At 63.2% G+C, this 17,595-nt stretch carries 14 protein-coding genes; 7 read left to right on the forward strand and 7 right to left on the reverse strand.

Annotated features, from left to right (window positions below):
- Positions 1-116: 116 nt before the first annotated feature.
- The 6 genes from alaS to S7S_RS11285 all read right to left on the reverse strand — a co-directional run bounded on the left by alaS (position 117) and on the right by S7S_RS11285 (position 6,946).
- Positions 117-2,717 carry an alanine--tRNA ligase gene (gene alaS, locus S7S_RS11260; protein WP_008737127.1) on the reverse strand — a complete coding sequence of 867 codons (2,601 nt, stop codon included), beginning with the start codon at positions 2,715-2,717 and terminating at the stop codon, positions 117-119.
- A 225-nt stretch (positions 2,718-2,942) separates the two neighbouring features.
- Positions 2,943-3,464, reverse strand: coding sequence for a regulatory protein RecX (locus tag S7S_RS11265; RefSeq protein ID WP_008737125.1), 522 nt, complete (start codon positions 3,462-3,464; stop codon positions 2,943-2,945).
- A gap of 32 nt (positions 3,465-3,496) precedes the next feature.
- Complete coding sequence (gene recA, locus S7S_RS11270) at positions 3,497-4,537, reverse strand: recombinase RecA (protein ID WP_008737124.1); 1,041 nt, start codon at positions 4,535-4,537, stop codon at positions 3,497-3,499.
- Between the two features lie 141 nt (positions 4,538-4,678).
- Positions 4,679-5,158, reverse strand: a complete 480-nt coding sequence (locus tag S7S_RS11275) for a CinA family protein (RefSeq protein WP_008737123.1) — start codon at positions 5,156-5,158, stop codon at positions 4,679-4,681.
- 27 nt (positions 5,159-5,185) lie between these two features.
- Complete coding sequence (locus S7S_RS11280) at positions 5,186-6,085, reverse strand: AEC family transporter (RefSeq protein ID WP_202966502.1); 900 nt, start codon at positions 6,083-6,085, stop codon at positions 5,186-5,188.
- 135 nt (positions 6,086-6,220) lie between these two features.
- A complete protein-coding gene (locus S7S_RS11285) occupies positions 6,221-6,946 on the reverse strand; it encodes a glutamine amidotransferase (RefSeq protein ID WP_008737120.1) in 726 nt (241 codons plus the stop codon).
- Positions 6,947-7,049: 103 nt separating this feature from the next.
- Between S7S_RS11285 and S7S_RS11290 the strand changes: the two genes are divergently transcribed.
- Both S7S_RS11290 and S7S_RS11295 read left to right on the forward strand, forming a co-directional pair.
- The gene (locus tag S7S_RS11290) at positions 7,050-8,654 is read left to right on the forward strand and encodes a phospholipase D family protein (protein WP_008737119.1); all 1,605 of its coding nucleotides are present in this window, start codon (positions 7,050-7,052) and stop codon (positions 8,652-8,654) included.
- 91 nt (positions 8,655-8,745) lie between these two features.
- Entirely contained in the window at positions 8,746-10,299 is a 1,554-nt protein-coding gene (locus S7S_RS11295) for a phospholipase D family protein (protein ID WP_008737118.1), read from the forward strand.
- A gap of 913 nt (positions 10,300-11,212) precedes the next feature.
- On the opposite strand, the gene S7S_RS11300 is transcribed toward S7S_RS11295, so the two are convergent.
- Entirely contained in the window at positions 11,213-11,830 is a 618-nt protein-coding gene (locus S7S_RS11300; protein ID WP_035204639.1) for a TetR/AcrR family transcriptional regulator, read from the reverse strand.
- 185 nt (positions 11,831-12,015) lie between these two features.
- On the opposite strand from S7S_RS11300, the gene S7S_RS11305 reads away from it, so the two are divergent.
- From S7S_RS11305 to S7S_RS11325, 5 genes are all read left to right on the forward strand, one after another.
- Entirely contained in the window at positions 12,016-12,960 is a 945-nt protein-coding gene (locus tag S7S_RS11305) for a metal-dependent hydrolase (protein ID WP_008737116.1), read from the forward strand.
- Entirely contained in the window at positions 12,957-13,784 is an 828-nt protein-coding gene (locus tag S7S_RS11310; RefSeq protein WP_008737115.1) for an SDR family NAD(P)-dependent oxidoreductase, read from the forward strand. The genes S7S_RS11305 and S7S_RS11310 overlap by 4 nt, the downstream gene beginning before the upstream one ends.
- Positions 13,785-13,813: 29 nt before the next feature.
- Positions 13,814-14,767, forward strand: a complete 954-nt coding sequence (locus tag S7S_RS11315; protein ID WP_008737114.1) for an alpha/beta hydrolase — start codon at positions 13,814-13,816, stop codon at positions 14,765-14,767.
- Complete coding sequence (locus S7S_RS11320; RefSeq protein ID WP_008737113.1) at positions 14,764-16,368, forward strand: flavin-containing monooxygenase; 1,605 nt, start codon at positions 14,764-14,766, stop codon at positions 16,366-16,368. The genes S7S_RS11315 and S7S_RS11320 overlap by 4 nt, the downstream gene beginning before the upstream one ends.
- Positions 16,369-16,484: 116 nt before the next feature.
- Positions 16,485-17,588: a ferredoxin--NADP reductase gene (locus S7S_RS11325; protein ID WP_008737112.1), complete on the forward strand. Its 1,104-nt coding sequence runs from the start codon at positions 16,485-16,487 to the stop codon at positions 17,586-17,588.
- Positions 17,589-17,595: the final 7 nt, after the last annotated feature.

Genomic DNA, 17,595 nt, shown 5'->3' on the forward strand with positions numbered 1-17,595 from the left:
ATAAAGAAGTTGTCAGCAAAAAGGGCGCGCTACTTTAGCATCTGCGCAGCAAAGATGCATGGAGGCCGCGCGGCGCGACTGTACAAATATGTGACAGCCGGCCGCGCAAAGCCCCGTCAGCCCTGGCGTGCAGCAATCCAGTCGGCCACCCGGGCCAGTGCTGCCGGCAGGGCCTGCAGATCGCTGCCACCGCCCTGTGCCATGTCGGCACGGCCACCGCCCTTGCCGCCGAGGGCACTGGCAACATGACGCACCAGGTCGCCGGCCGGGTACTGGCCGGACAGATCGTCGGTGACGCCAGCCACCAGGCTGATCTTGTCGCCGTCTACGGCCGCCAGCAGCACCACGGCTGAACCGAGTTTGTCTTTCAGGCTGTCGACGGCAGTGCGCAGCGTCTTGGCATCGGCACCGTCGAGCTGGGTGGCGATCACCTTGACGCCGCCGATCTCATTGACCTGGCTGCTGAGGTCGTTGCCGGAACCGGAGGCCAGCTTCTGCTTCAGGCGCTCGATCTCTTTTTCCAGCTCGCGGGTCCGGCCCACCATCTGTTCGACGCGGGCAGCCGCCTGGTCCGGCGCCGCCTTGACCAGCGCTGCGACACGGCTGACGGTGTCTGACAGGCGCCGCACGGCGGCCAGCGCCTGTTCGCCGGTAACGGCTTCGATACGGCGCACACCTGCCGAGGAGGCCCCTTCGGCGGTTACTTTGAACAGGCCGATATCGCCGGTGCGGGCGACGTGGGTGCCACCGCACAACTCTTTCGAGAAGGCCGCTTCACCCATGGTCAGCACGCGCACCTGGTCGTCATATTTTTCGCCAAACAGCGCCATGGCGCCGGCGGCACGGGCGGCGTCGATATCCATGAGTTCGGTGGTCACCGGGCTGTTGGCCAGGATCTGTTCGTTCACCAGCTGCTCGATTTCAGCGATCTGTTCAGCACTCACGCTCTCACCGTGGGAGAAGTCAAAGCGCAGGTAGTCCGGCCCCACCAGCGAGCCTTTCTGGCCAACATGCTCGCCGAGCACCTGGCGCAGGGCGGCATGCATCAGGTGGGTGGCGGAGTGGTTGCGCATGACAGCGCGGCGGCGGCGGGTATCGACACGCGCGGCGACGGTGTCGCCGACGCTCAGGCTGCCCTGTTCGAGCTTGCCGTGGTGTACGTAGGCCTGTTGGCGCTTGCGCGTGTCGGCCACGCGGAAGCGGTTGTCGCCGGCGGTCAGCAGGCCGGTATCGCCCACCTGGCCACCGGATTCGGCGTAGAAGGGCGTGCGGTCCAGTACCACCAGGCCATCGTCGCCGGCGTTGAGGGTCTGGACAGGCTCCCCTTCGCGATACAGCGCCACGATGCTGGCGTCGTCATCCAGCAGTTCATAGCCGGAGAATGCCGTTTCGCTGTCGATCTGCAGGCGGTCGTTGTAATCGTTGGCAAAGGCGTCGGCACCCCGGGCGCGCTGGCGCTGGGCTTCCATGGCCGCCTCAAACCCGGCGCTGTCAATGGACAGGCCTTTTTCGCGGGCCACGTCGGCGGTCAGGTCCGGCGGAAAACCGTGGGTGTCATAGAGGGTGAACACCACGTCGCCCGGAATGACGGTGCCCTCGAGGCCGCTGACAGCCTGTTCCAGCACTTTCATGCCCTGGGCCAGGGTACGACCGAACTGTTCTTCTTCCGCCAGCAGGGCTTTTTCGATCCGCGCCTGCTGTGCGCGCAGTTCGGGATAGGCCTCGCCCATCTGTTCCACCAGCGCGCCCACCAGAGTGTGGAAGAACGGCTTTTCGCAGCCAAGCTTGTGCCCGTGACGCAGTGCCCGGCGGATGATGCGGCGCAGTACGTAGCCACGGCCTTCATTGGACGGAATGACACCGTCGCAGATCAGGAAGCTGGCCGAGCGGATATGGTCGGCAATAACGCGCAGGGATTTTTCTTCCAGATCGCGGGTGCCGGTGGCTTTTGCAGCCGCCTTCAGCAGCGCCTGGAACAGGTCAATCTCATAGTTGGAGTGGACGCCCTGCATCACGGCGGCAATCCGCTCCAGCCCCATGCCCGTGTCCACGGAGGGTTTCGGCAGCGGCACCAGTTCACCGTCGGGCTGGCGGTCATACTGCATGAACACCAGATTCCAGATTTCGATGTAGCGGTCCAGGTCATCGCCTTCAGAGCCCGGCGGGCCGCCCGGCACGTCGGCGCCGTGGTCGTAGAAGATTTCCGAGCAGGGGCCGCAGGGGCCGGTGTCACCCATCTGCCAGAAGTTGTCTTCGTCCAGGCGCGAGAAGCGCTCGGCGCTGACGCCCATTTCCTTGAGCCAGATGTCGGCGGCTTCGTCGTCGGAGATGTGGACCGTGACCCACAGCCGTTCCGGCGGCAGTTTCATGTCAACGGTCAGGAACTCCCAGGCGAAGCGGATCGCTTCGCGCTTGAAATAGTCGCCGAAGCTGAAGTTGCCCAGCATTTCGAAGAAAGTGTGGTGGCGTGCGGTATAGCCGACGTTTTCAAGGTCGTTGTGCTTGCCGCCCGCCCGCACACAGCGCTGGCTGCTGGTGGCGCGGGTGTAGTCACGTTTCTCCCGGCCCAGGAACACGTCCTTGAACTGGTTCATGCCGGCGTTGGTGAACAGCAGGGTCGGGTCATTCGCCGGCACCAGGGAACTGGACGGCACAACCGCGTGCTCCTGGCGGGCAAAGTAATCAAGGAAAGCCTGGCGAATGTCGGCGCTCTTCATAAGTCTCGCTGTCGTATCAGTCGGGGTATGACGGAAAGCGGCAAGTATAACGGGGCCAGAATGCAGGCGCCATGCGACCGCAGGGCCTGATGCAATGGTTGAAGGCAGGTTAGAACGCGGAGAGCCCCACCCTGCCTTCCGGGGGGGGGATGATGGCAGCGCGGAGCCCTCCACGGGGGAACGTATCTTCAGTGACGAACAGGCCCGGGCACACCGGGCCGCTGATCAGTCGAAGGCAGCGCCATCGCCATCCAGTGCCTCGAAGCACTGGTCTGCGGTGAAACCGCGATATTGCAGAAAGCGCAGCCGGCGGGCCTTGTCCTTCAGGTCGGCTGGCGGCCCGGCACCGAAGCGACGGCGGCAGGTTTCGGCGGCGAGCGCAAACCAGTCGCAACCGGCTTCGGCCAGGGCCTGCTCCGCCAGCAGGTTGCTCACGCCATTCTGCTGCAGCGCCTGCCGGATACGCAGCGGCCCTTGCCCACGCTCGATCCGGCTACGTACCAGCATGCCGGCGTAGCGGGTGTCGTCGAGGAAACGCTGTGCTTCGAGCCAGTCCAGCAACGCACCCACCGGCGCGTCCTCGCCGAAGCGCCTGGTGAGACGTTGCTGGAGTTCCGCGCGGGCATATTCGCGCCGCCCCAGCATGCCCAGCGCGACACGCCGCATTTCTGCCGCACGCGCCTGGGGATCATCACCGGCAGATGCGGTGCCCCGACGGCCAGCGCCATCGATATCGTCACCGATCATGCTGTGGCACCCCGCTCAGCAAGGCTGGTAAATCAATCCTCTTCCTCGACCACCTGTGCCTCTTCCTTGCTGCTCTCCTTGTTCACGGGAGCCAGCAGACGGGCGCGGATCTGTGCTTCGACTTCATCGCGTGCCTGCGGGTTGTCCCGCAGGAAATCGCAGGCGTTCTGCTTGCCCTGGCCGATCTTGTCACCCTTGTAGGCATACCAGGCGCCCGATTTGTCGATCAGGCCCAGTTGCACGCCCATGTCCAGGATTTCGCCCAGGTTGTTGATGCCACTGCCATAGAGAATCTGGAATTCAGCCTGGCGGAACGGCGGCGCGACCTTGTTCTTGACCACCTTGACGCGGGTTTCGCTGCCGATCACCTCGTCGCCCTGCTTCACTGCACCGATGCGGCGGATGTCCAGGCGGACGGAGGAGTAGAATTTCAGGGCGTTACCGCCAGTGGTGGTTTCCGGGTTGCCAAACATCACGCCGATCTTCATGCGGATCTGGTTGATGAAGATCACCAGGCAGTTGGCGTTCTTCACCGAGCCGGTGATCTTGCGCAGCGCCTGGCTCATCAGGCGTGCCTGTACGCCCACGTGGTGGTCGCCCATCTCGCCTTCGATTTCCGCCTTTGGCACCAGGGCGGCCACGGAGTCGACGATCACCACATCCACTGCGCCGGAGCGCACCAGCATGTCGGTGATTTCCAGCGCCTGCTCGCCGGTGTCCGGCTGGGAGACGATCAGGTCATCGACGTTGACGCCCAGCTTCTCGGCGTAGTCCGGGTCCAGCGCGTGCTCGGCGTCAACGAAGGCGCAGTTGGCGCCATTTTTCTGGGCCTGGGCAATCACTGACAGAGTCAGCGTCGTTTTACCCGAGGATTCCGGGCCATAGATTTCAACAATACGGCCTTTTGGCAGGCCACCGATGCCCAGCGCCACGTCCAGCCCCAGGGAGCCGGTGGAGATGGCCGGCATCGGCTCGCGCTTGCGATCACCCATGCGCATCACGGAACCCTTGCCGAATTGACGCTCGATCTGGGACAGCGCAGCGCTCAGCGCCTTGCTCTTGTTGTCATCCATTGCAAAACCCTCTCGGTGGTGAATGCTCGGTGGTGAATGGCACAGGGGATGGCCCGGGACCGGACACTGTTAATATGGACAGTATTATGCTCAGGAGGGCCTGCCCCTGCAACCCCGGCAAAACGGGAATGTGATCAGGGCTCAGCGCAGCCGCGCCAGCACGCCGCGCAGGGCAATTTCGATGGTACCGGCGCGTACCGCATCGCGGTCGCCGGACAGGCACTGGCAGTGAATGTCGGTACGGCCGCCACGGCGAGCCCAGGCAAACCAGACCGTGCCCACCGGCTTGTCCGGCGTACCACCGTCCGGGCCGGCAATGCCGCTGACCGCCACGCTGATGTCCGCCAGGCTGTACTGCAGCGCCCCCTCGGCCATGGCCCGCACCACCGGGCCGCTGACCGCGCCATGCTCATCCAGTAACGCGGCGGGGACGCCGAGCATGTCCATCTTGGCGGCGTTGGAATAGGTCACGAAGCCACGTTCAAACCAGCCGGAACAGCCAGGGATATCAGTGATGGCGGCAGCGATACCGCCGCCGGTGCAGGATTCCGCGGTGGCCAGGGAGACCTTCGCCCGACCCAGCGCCTCACCCACTTCCTTTGCCAGTTGCCAGTGTCGCACGTGATGCCCTCCGTTGCGGCGCGATGCCTACAGGCCCAGCAGATAATTGGCCAGCGGCACCGTAACCAGAGACAGCAGGATACCAATGCCGACGATATGATTCGCCAGCGACGGCGCCAGCCCGTGTTGTTGTGCCAGAATACCGGCGGTGATCATCGGCGCCATGGCCGCCTGCAATACGGCGATATCGCCCGACGCAGGCGGCGCGCCGATGGCCATGGCAATGCCCCATATCATCAACGGCGCGAGCATCAGTTTCCAGCCCAGGCCGTACAGCATGGGACCCAGGTCATGACCGGAAGCACGCAGCCGCAACTGCATGCCGACCGAAAACAGCGCCAGCGGCGTCAGCGTCAGGCCGAGCCGCCCGGCGACTTCCATCAGGACCGGCGGCAAGCCACCGGCCTGACGCAGCAGCAGCGCCGCCACCAGGGCAATAAAGGCAGGGAAAGTGACCACGCGTTTCGCCAGCGCTGCCGGGTGAACCCGCAGGCCGGAGTACAGCGCGGCCACGATGACACCGGCAGACGACAACGCCAGAAACGACCCGAGTTGATCGGCGATCACCGCCACACCCAGCGCATCATGCCCGCGCAGCGCTTCGATCAGGGGATAACCGACAAAAGAGGTGTTGCCCAGCCCGGCGGTCAATACCAGCGCACCCACCTGACCGCGACTCCAGCCACGCCAGCGGCCCACCAGGCTGATCAGCAGCCAGGCACCGGCAAACACCAGCCACATGGCGACGGCAGGAAACAACAGGTCATTGGACCATTCCAGCAGGATGATCTGCTGCAGCACCAGCGCCGGCAGCGCCACATGCAACACCCACCAGTTCAGGCCAGGCACCAAACCCTCGGGATGCCGGAAACGGGCAGCAATCGCCCCGGCACCGATACAGATCACCACCAGCCACAGCGCACTCACTGACTCGCCTCTGCAGATTGCGTGAACGAAAAAACCCGCCGGCACGGCAGGTCACATGATGGCTGCGCAGTGTACCACTGCGCCTGCGCGCATGGGGTGGTTATTGGGCGAAAGTCGGGGTGCATCTCACCGCGGTCACTGCTGCGCATGCGCCGCGATCTTTGCAAAACGGCTCAGCAGCGCCGTCGCCTGCGGCGTGTCACGCACTTCGGCAGCGAGCGCTGCCTGATCACGCCCCTGCCCGGTTAGCACGTCGGCCATCTGCGCGATGTAGCAACGCATCGCAGTTGCGGAAAATTCCGGATGAAACTGCACGCCCCAGGCGCATGCACCGATACGAAATGCCTGATGAGGTTCATGTTCGCCCCGGGCCAGCAGGACGGCAGCCTCCGGCAACGCCAGCACCGACTGGCGGTGCACCAGTTGTACGGCGAAACGCGGTGCTGTGTCGCCGAACAAGGCATCATCACGCGCCTGCTCCAGCAACGTTACGTCGGCCGTCCCTATCTCGATGCCACCGGGGTGATAGTCGACTCGCCCGCCGAAGGCGTGTGCCAGCAACTGGTGTCCGTAACAGATGCCCAGTATTGGCACACCCGCCCCGATCAATGCCCGCAGCCAGTCCGCCGCACGTTCACTCCAGGGCTCCCGGTCGCTGACCATGCTGTGCGAGCCGGTCACCACCACGCCGGCCAGGGTGTCGGCGGCGGGCAAGGTATCTGCCTCGCGGATATCCAGCGTTGTCACCGGCAGATGTTCACCCAGGCCATCGGCAATCCAGTTGTCGAAATCGCCCAGGCGGGCGCTGATCCCGGGGAAGGTGCGGCCAGCACAGGCAATCAGAATCGGCTTGGACGCCATCAATATTCTCCAACCTCACTATGCAGCTTCATTCTCCGGCCTCACCGGAGAGGTCCGGTTACAGCACGGCGCGAAGTGTACCATCTGGTCCGCCGGCATACGCATGGCTGTCGGCGCTGCCGGCGGCTATGATCGTGAGGACGCCATGATCACGGACCAGACCATGCCGCCCTTCGCCCGACTGCTGTTTCTCCTGCTCTGCTACCTGTCCTTTGGCGGCTGCGCCCTGCCGGCTGTGGATCAGGGCCTCAACGCCCAGCGCTTGCCGGACGGCGCCCTGCACGGCACCTGGCTGGACAGCACCACGCTGCCGCTGACCAACGCCCATCCCGGCCTCTCCGGCCTGATCGCCCTGCCCGATGCCCACCAGGCGTTCGCCGCCCGCATGGTGCTGGCCGAAAGCGCTGAACGCACGCTGGATGTGCAGTATTACATCTGGCACCAGGACGTCACCGGCACGCTGTTGCTGAACGCACTGCACGACGCGGCCGACCGGGGGGTGCGTGTGCGGCTGCTGCTGGATGACAACGGCGTGCCCGGCATGGATGAGTTGCTGGCCGCGCTGGACACGCACCCGAACATGACGATCCGGCTGTTCAATCCGTTTGCCCTGCGCAAACCGAAGATGCTCGGCTTCCTGGCCGGGTTTCCGCGCACCAACCGTCGCATGCACAACAAATCCTTCACCGTCGACCAGCGTGTGGCGGTTATCGGCGGCCGCAATATCGGCGACGAATATTTCGGCGCCAGCACCGGCGTGCAGTTCACCGATCTGGATGTGCTCGCCATCGGCCCGGCGGCGGAGCAGGTGACCACGGATTTCGATCGTTACTGGGCCAGCCAGTCCGCCTATCCTGTAGCGCAGATATTACCGGCACCGAAACACGACCGGGTGTCGTTACTGGACGCAGCAGTGGAACAGGCCGGGCGGGATGACGACGCGGTCAAGTATCTCGGACTACTGGAAGCCAGCCACTTTACCGATCGCCTCGACAGCGGCGAGATCCACTTCGAGTGGGCGCCGGTCCGCATGATCAGCGACGACCCGGCCAAGGGCCTCGGCAAGGCTGCGCGCAGTGACCTGATGATCAGCCAGCTACCGCCATTGCTATTGGCCGCAGAACATTCCGTGGACCTGATTTCGCCCTACTTCGTCCCCACCCGGCCCGGTGTGGCGCTTTTGACATCTCTGAGCCAGCGAGGTGTGCGCGTGCGCATTCTGACCAACTCGCTGGAAGCCACCAACGTGGCCGCCGTACACGCCGGCTACGCCCGCTATCGAAAAGACATGCTGGCCGCTGGCATCGAGCTGTTTGAAATGCGCAAGCTGTCGGAAGATATGGAGCGCAATGAGAGCGCTGGTCCGTTCGGCAGTTCCGGCGCCAGCCTGCATGCCAAGACGTTTGCCATCGATGGCCGCCAGGCGTTTATCGGTTCGTTCAATTTTGATCCGCGTTCGGCGGAACTGAACACGGAGCTCGGCTTCATCATCGACAGCCCGGTGCTGGCCCGGGGTATCAGCAATGTGTTCGACCAGCAGGTACCCGGGCAAGCCTACGCGGTGCATCTGGACGAGCGGGGCAAACTGTACTGGACGGAACAGCACGGCGACAACGAGCAGCGTTTTGAACGTGATCCGAAGGTGGGGTTGTTCAAGCGCGCGCGGGTCAAGGTACTGTCCTGGCTGCCAATCGAATGGATGCTGTGACATCGTCAGGCATGACAACGCAACGCATGGCAGGGCTGCTTCGGGCCCGCTATGCTTCCCCGATCACCTCCACCACAGGGGCCAGCGCGCAATGACGCCCACCGGCGTTTCGCTCCGCACCTTCATACTGGGCAGCCTGCTGGCCCTGCTTGGCGGTTGTGCCCTGCCCGCGCTGGACGATCGCGTCGACAGTCGCGTGCTGCCCGAACAGGCATTGCAGGGCGCCTGGCTGGACGCCGCCACCGCCCCGCTGACCGGTCATCACCCCGGCACGTCCGGCATCCTGCCGCTGGCCGACCCACGCCAGGCCTTTGCCGCGCGCATGATGCTGGCACGCAGCGCGGAGCGCACCCTGGATGTGCAGTACTACATCTGGCACATGGACATTACCGGCACACTGCTGCTGGAAGCCCTGCACGATGCGGCGGACCGGGGCGTGCGCGTGCGACTGCTGCTGGACGACAACGGCATCCGTGACATGGACGATGTACTGACAGCGCTGGACCAGCACCCGAACATGGAAGTACGGCTGTTCAACCCGTTCAGTATCCGCAAGCCGAAAACGCTTGGCTTCATCACGCATTTTTCCCGCGCCAACCGGCGCATGCACAACAAATCATTCACGGCAGACCAGCGCGCCACCATCATTGGTGGACGCAACATCGGTGACGAATATTTTGCCGCCACCGACGGCCTGCTGTTTTCCGACCTGGATGTGCTCGCCATCGGCCCGGTGGTCGGGGAAACCGCCCTTGATTTTGATCGCTATTGGGCCAGTGGTTCGTCCTATCCGGTATCGCTGATTCTGCCGGCCGTCAGCGCAGAACGCCTCGCGGCGCTGACCGATGCCGCGCAACAGGCGCAGCATGATCCGCGCGCTGAACAGTACCTGCAGGCCTTGCAGACGCAGGCGCGTGGCGACCATATCGCCCTGGATGCACTGCGCTTTGAATGGGCGCCGACCCGCCTGGTCAGTGATGATCCGGCCAAAGGATTGGGCGACGCCGACGACAGTGAACTGCTGATCAGCGCGCTGCCGGCACTGATCGGCGAGGCGACCGAAAGTTTTGATCTGGTCTCGCCCTATTTTGTGCCGACCGCCGAGGGTGTCCGGGCACTGGCGGCCCTCTCCGCGCGCGGCGTGCGGGTCCGCGTGCTGACCAATGCACTGGAGGCTACCGACGTGGCAGCCGTGCATGCCGGCTATGCCAAGCGACGGCGCGACATGCTGGAAGCCGGCATCATCCTGCTGGAAACCCAGCGGCAACCCGGCGCACCGGGCCGTAACGAGAGCGCCGGGCCGTTCGGCAGTTCCGGCTCCAGCCTGCACGCCAAGACCTTTGCCGTGGACCGCCGCACTGTGTTTATCGGTTCGTTCAATTTCGACCCGCGTTCCGCGCGGCTGAACACCGAGCTGGGTTTTGTCATCGACAGCCCGACGCTGGCCGGGGCCATCAGCGACGCGTTCGAGCAACGCATTCCGCAAGAAGCCTACCGCGTGCAACAGGATGCGCGCGGGCGCCTGTACTGGACAGAGCAGCGTGGCGACGAAGAAATCATCCATGCCCGCGAACCCGGCACCAGCCTGCTCAAGCGTCTGGGGGTAAAGGTGTTGTCGTGGCTGCCGATCGAATGGCTACTGTAACGTGTGGCGCATGGCTCCCAATGGGCGCCCAGCCGTTCCGTTGCACCAGTCGTCTCACCAAGGACCGCCAGTGATATACCGGCATCGACCCGGCAGAGCAGGGCCGGGGATCTCTTGTCCGGCACAGCGACACCGTTGGCGGGGAGCACAATCGTCGCCAGGCCACGATGCCTTGATGATCATCATCACATTACCCGAGGCCTGGTAACCCTCACGGCAATCCAGATCCGGCTGTAACGCGCTCTCACAACGGCGCAGTGCGCTGAACGTAGCTGGGTGACGATACCAACGCCGGGGGGTGGAACGATGCCTGCCGGCGGCGCGCCTCCGCAAAACGGTGTCTCGCGCCAATAGAGCCCGCGCCACAGCTTTGCTATCCTCGCAGGCTTCGCCTACCGGCCGCCGCGCAAAGTGACCGGAATACCGCCCAATCCAGAGCTACGAAGGCAGATACCGCCGCCATGTCAAAGGACGATCTCAGCGCCCATACACCCATGATGCAGCAGCGTGTGTTCCTTGATTTTCAATAGGTTAAAGTGTTTTTAGGGGTCACAAGCTATACTAAAAGCTATACCAGCGCGCCGGATTTCCATGAATATCTGCGAACCATAACGGACGAAGTATTTCCGCTAAGCGGAGAGCCAAGCGCGGACGCTCCATGCGTTCTAAATCACTACAGACGCAGCCCCATATTGACTGAGGCATAAGCGCCTTCGGCAATAGTCTCGCCGGGAAGCACGACTATTTGGCACTCAACCCCAAGCCCCATAGAAATGCGCTGAAAGAACAACAGCCCGGCCTCCATGCCAACCTCTCCCGTCGCCCTCAATCGACGACCAATGCACACAGTAATATCCAAATATTGAGCCGAGTCGCCTGATGGCATTGGCCCATTGATATTCACCAAACCTGGCTAACGGTCCGCCTGGTTAATAACGGCATCCCTGATCAACTGCCAAACGAAATTACCGATATCCTCAAGTGAATAACGGCCTTTTTTATCAAACCAGGTGGCCACCCAGTTAAGCCCGCCAAGACCGAACAGTCTTAGCAGGTTGAGATCAACATCGGCCCGGATGATGCCCTGACTGGCCAGAGATTGCAGCATGGCGGCCCAGAGCCGCTCGTAACGATCGCGCAGGTCGATCATCTCCTGACGCGCCTCTCCGCGTAGCGAGCGCCATTCAAACAGCAGCACGTAAACCATGTCCGAGCCGTCAACCAGCAGGTCAAGATGGGCGTTAATGCCGCGACGCAACTGCTCAACCGGATCAGACACGCCGACCGTGGCACGGGCAAGCGCACTCGAGGCCTGCTCCAGTGCCAGCCTCATAAGATCGACCAGCAGGCTTTCCTTGGACGGATAGCGGTAGTGCAAGCTGCCCGGCAGCATGTCACAGGCTTCGGCAATCTCCTTGACCGTGGTGCGCTCATAGCCCCGCTCCCGGAACAGGGCGGCCGCCGCAGCAAGCACAAACTCCCGGTCAGACTCAGCGACCGGTCTGGTCTGATGTTTCTTTCGCTTTTTCACATACCCCCCTTTCACTGCAGGCCGCAGGCCAAATAGTCTAGCATGCCGACGCCTGAACCACTCCGCCCCCTTACACAGGGCGCACCGCTATACATATTTCTCCGCACTGTAACCTGCGCATCATTGTAATTGGCCAACCAACCAAATACATTCCCAACAAGTCCACCCCTTGCAGGAGCAATGTCATGGCCCTCGCAAATCGCAAGATCGGATACGACGAAGTGGTCACCCGCGACATCCATTTCCCGATGAATGTCAACAATGTCGCGCGCCACTGGCTCAACAATGATCCTTGGACCACCCACTGGATGAACGCCATTCTCGCCGCAGTACCGGATGGCGAGCGCTGGGTGATGAACTCGGCCCGTCGGCAACTGGACAAGCTCGATGACCCGGAAGTACGCAAGGCCGCCATCGAGTTCATCCGTCAGGAGCGCATCCACGCCCGCGAACACGACGAGATGAATGCCATCGGCGTGCAACACGGGGTGCCGATCGACAAGGTCGAGGGTGTATTCAAACTGATCCGCAAGCAGCTGCAACATCGCCTCAGCGATGACATGCAAAGCTCCATCGCTGCCGCCTTCGAGCATTTCACCGCCATTATCTCGTCGGTGCTACTTGAGCACCCGGAGCTGTTTGACGATACCCACCCGGAGTTGCGCGCCATGCTGTACTGGCACTTCGTCGAGGAGACCGAGCACAAGAGCGTCAGCTTCGACGTCTTTGTCGACGCCAGTGGCGGCGGGCTGCGAAGCTACCGGCTGCGCACCAGCGGCATGCTGCTGGCCATCGCGCTGGGGTTCCCGATCATGATCGGCAACCAGACCTATCTGTTGTACAAGGATCGGCAGGTGCTGAATCTGCGCTCGGCGGCACACATGCTGAAAGTCCTGTTCTGGCGCCCGGGCATTCTCTCGAAGGTGCTCGGCGGGGTGCTGCCCTACTTCTCGCCGACCTTCCACCCCTGGGATGATGACAACCGGGAGGTGATCCGTATCTGGAAGCGGGCCTACGAAAAGACCGGCGATACCCAACAGGCCTATCAGGCACTGCGTGATCACCGTGCTGGCAAAGCCCGGGGGGCAACCCCGGCACCCACAGCCGAGGCGGCTTGGGGACAGGCATGAAGAAAAAGCCCTTGCCGCCATCGCGCGGTGCCGCTGCGGTCATTACCGGCGCTGGCAGCGGCATCGGTCGCAGCTTCGCCTATGAAGTGGCCCGCCGCGGCGGCGCCGTAGTGTGTGTCGATATCCATGCCGAACGCGCCGCTCAGGTGGCCAGCAGTTTGCGGGCGTTGGGCAGTCACGCGGTGGCCCGGCAGTGCGATGTTGGCGATGCGGCGCAGATGCAATCGCTGGCCGAGGACGCCGAGGGCCTGCTTGGCCGCCCGGTGACTCTGGTGATCAACAATGCCGGCGTCGGTCTCGGTGGGCCGATCGGCGAAGTATCACTAGATGACTGGCGCTGGTGCATGAACGTCAATCTCTGGGGCGTTATCCACGGCTGTCATTTCTTTGCCCCGGCGCTCCGCGATCTCGGTTACGGCGGCATCATCAATGTTGCCTCCGCCGCCGCATTCGGCGCCGCCCCGGAAATGACCACCTATAACGTAACCAAGGCCGGGGTGCTGGCACTGTCGGAAACACTGGCAGCGGAGCTGGCTGGCACCGGAGTGCACGTCACCGCCCTGTGCCCGACCGTGGTACCGACCAATATCGTTGAGGATGGCCGATTACCGGAACGGCGCCGGGATTTTGCCCGCTCGGCAATGACCCGGTTTGCCTTGACCAATGCTGACCGGGTGGCACGCCAGACCCTTGATGCGTTGGACCGGGGTGATCTGTACATGCTGCCGCAGATTGATGGCCGCATCGCCTGGCGACTGAAGCGTCTGGCGCCACGGCTGTACGCCCGGGCGGTCGGCGAAACCTACCGGCTGCTGGCCGATTAACCACTGACATCAGGATACAAGGAGTCGACATGGCCTCGATCCCTGCCAACATAATGAAGCTGATGCTGCGCGTGGGCGTCAAACGTGACATCCGTGATCCGGACAAGCTGGTGCGCCACCTGCGTCGGGTGATGAATGCGCCGCTGGCGCCCTCGCCGGTACCTCGGGGCGTACGCCTGCAACACGCCCGCGTTGGCGGGGTGCCGGGCCAGTGGCTCAGCTCGCCGGACCCGACGGTGACAGTGCTGTACCTTCATGGCGGCGCCTTTATTGGCGGGCGGCTCGCGACCTACCACAATTTTTGCGGGCGTCTGGCCAAGGCACTCAACGCCCGGGTGTTCCTGCCGGACTACCGTTTGGCCCCGGAGCATCCCTACCCGGCAGCCCCGGACGATGCGCTGGCTGTCTACCGCGAGCTGCTTGATGACCCGCGCCCGATGATCATTGCCGGCGACTCCGCCGGCGGCAATCTGACCCTGGTTACCCTGCTGCGCGCTCGTGACCTGGCCTTGCCGATGCCGGCCTGCGCGCTGGCCATCTCGCCCGGCGCCGATGCCCGTGGTGAACTGATGTCGCGGCAGGCCAACAGTGACAGCGATGCCATGCTGTCGCGCCGCATGATTGATGTCGCCACCCGGGTCTATCTGGCTGGGGCCGACCCGACACTTCCCTACGCCTCACCCTGTCTGGGGGACTACAGCGGTCTGCCGCCTTTGATGCTGACCGTCAGTGCCGAGGAATGCCTGCGCGATGACGCCCATGCGGTAGCCCAGCGTGCCCGTGATGCCGGCGTGCCGGTACAGCTCCTGGAACGGGCGGATCTGCCCCATGTCTGGCCGGTATTTACTTTTCTGCTGCCGGAAGCCCGCCGCGATTTCGGCATCATCGTCAGCGCCCTGCGTCGGCATCTGGCCCCGACCGGCAGCACGTCTGCGGACCGCCCGGCGCAGGCCGCCACTGTTGTCAGCGAAGCCCCGGCATGAACATGCCCGCCTTTACCCGACCGGCAAGCACACAGACCATCGTCCCGGACCACGAGGTCATCATCATTGGCGCCGGCATTTCCGGTATCGGTGTTGCCATCCAGCTGCGCGCCGATGGTATCGACGACATCCTGATTCTCGAACGCAGCGAGGATGTCGGCGGCACCTGGCGCGATAACCGCTATCCGGGTATCGCCGTCGACATCACCTCGTTTACCTATTCGTTTTCGTTCGAGCAGAACGCCAACTGGTCGCGGGTATTCGCGCCGGGCAACGAGCTGCACCACTACACGCGCCGGGTGGCGAGCAAGTACGGTATCTATCCGCTGATTCGTTTTGGCGTGGAAGTCACCCGTGCCCGCTTCGACGACGCCAACCACCTCTGGGTGATCGAGCTTGACGACGGTCGGCAACTTCGTGCGCGCCACATCATCTCCGCCGGTGGCGGACTGATCTCGCCGAAAATGCCGGATATTTCCGGGTTGGAGCGTTTCGAGGGCGAGGTCATCCATACCGCCCGCTGGCCTGACAGCCTCGACCTGACGGGCAAGCGCGTCGCCGTGATAGGCACCGGCGCCACGGCGGTGCAGCTGATCCCGGAAATTGCCGGCAAGGCCAAGCAGTTGGATGTCTATCAGCGCACCCCGATCTGGGTGCTGAAAAAGCCGGACCGTGTCCTGCCGAGCTGGCTCAAGACCCTGTTCCGGTTCGCGCCGGGGCTGCAACGCAGCCTGCGCGGCGCCACCGATGCCGCCAGTGAAACCCTTATGGTGCTGTCGGCGATCTATTATCGGCAGGCCCCCTGGCTGGTGCGAATGTGTGAGAAGGCCGGCATCAACAACCTGCGCGAGCAGCTGCCTGATCACCCCGAACTCTGGGACAAACTGACACCGAAATACGGTTTCGGCTGCAAGCGGCCCACCTTCTCGAACGAATATTTCCGCACCTTCGCCCGCGAGGATGTCGAGCTGGTGACCACCCCGATTCAGCACATCACCGCGCGCGGCATCACCACCAGCGACGGTCGCTCACGGCGCATCGATACCCTGATTCTGGCCACCGGCTACAAGACCTTCGAGAAGGGCAATATTCCGTCCTTCGAGGTGATCGGCACTAACGGCGTCGACCTGGGCCAATTCTGGCACGACCACCGTTATCAAGCCTATGAGGGCCTGACCGTGCCGGGCTATCCAAATTTTTACATCATGCTCGGCCCCTACGCGCTGATTGGCACCTCCTACTTCAAAATGGTGGAGGGCAATGCCATCCACCTCTCACGCTGCATTCGCGAGGCCAACAAGCGTGGTGCAACGCGGGTAGAAATTCGACAATCCGAGCATGATGCCTACTTCCGCGACATCCAGAAACGCCAGCAGAACACCGTGTTCCTGAATCACAACTGCGCCCTGTCGAACAGCTACTACTTCGATCATCACGGGGACGCGCCGATGTTACGCCCCTCCACCTCGATGGAGATGCTGTGGCGGGCGAAACACCTGCCGATGGACCATTACCGCTTCAGCCGCTACCCGGATCCGCCCGACATCCCGGATCTTGCCCGGATAAAGGCCCATGCCCGGCTGGTCCCCGGCACGTCCTGACGAGACCGCCTCCAGCACGCTCGGACACTGAAAATAATACATTTGGCTGTATGGCCAAACAAATCATGTAGTGCTACTCTGCACTACATGATTTGTCAGAATCAGGATTTAACCCCATGCAAACAGCCGCCTTTCATCCCTCGCTGATCGTTGCCGGCCCGCGCCCCAGCGCCAGTCGCTGGACACGCTTTGTCAGACCGGAGCAGCTGTACCGGCAGGCCCGCGTAGCAGCGGTCGAGCGGCAGACCGAAGATGCCGTGTCGATTACTCTTGCGCCTATGGATGACAAGCCCTGTGACGCCGCTGCCGGGCAGTACCTGACACTGATCGCCGACGTGAACGGCGCGCGTATCAAGCGCGCCTACTCCCTCAGCCAGCTGCCTGATCAGAACGCCTTTACCGTCACCTGCAAGGCGATTGCCGGGGGGCGTATGTCCGGCCACCTCAACAGCGCACTGAAGGCCGGCGACCTTCTCCAGTTTGCCGGTCCCAGCGGCGAGTTCCTGCTGCCGGACAGCGTCCCGGCCCACTACGCCTTCGTCGCCGCCGGCTCCGGCATCACCCCGATCATGGCCATGCTTGAACAGCTGCTTGAGATTGACCGGTGCAGAACCCCGATTACCCTGCTTTTTGGCAATCGTCGCGAAAAAGACATTCTGTTCAGGGACCGTCTTGAGCAACTGGTCAGTGCGCATGCCAACCTGAGCGTTAGCTATTACCTCACCCGGCCGGGCAAGCGCTGGAAAGGTCAACAGGGGAGGATCAGCGCCGAAGCCCTGCCGCAACAACCGGGCACACATTACTTCCTGTGCGGGCCGGACACCTTCAACAGCAGTCTGCGTGAAGCGCTGCTGAACTTGGGCATCAGTAGTACGGCGATCAGCACGGAGCAATTCACCCAGAGCTCCGACGAGAGACGCCCGCACCCTGCCGACCCGCATCCGGTGCAGTTCCGACTGGCCGACGGCAGCGAACACGAGGTAACCGTGCGTCCGGGCGAAAGCCTGCTGGAGGCCGGCCTGCGTGGCGGCGTGCCGTTGCAGTTCAGCTGCACCATGGGTGGCTGTGGTCATTGCAAGGTCACCATCGAGACAGGCGATGTCGCCACTGATGAACCCAATTGCCTGACCGAGTCCGAGCGTCAGGCAGGCCAGACACTGGCCTGCTGCGCCTGGCCGCACAGCAAGGCGGTGGTGCAGGTAGCGGAGACCGGACTGTGAGCGCCGC

Source organism: Isoalcanivorax pacificus W11-5, from assembly GCF_000299335.2.
Lineage (GTDB): Bacteria > Pseudomonadota > Gammaproteobacteria > Pseudomonadales > Alcanivoracaceae > Isoalcanivorax > Isoalcanivorax pacificus.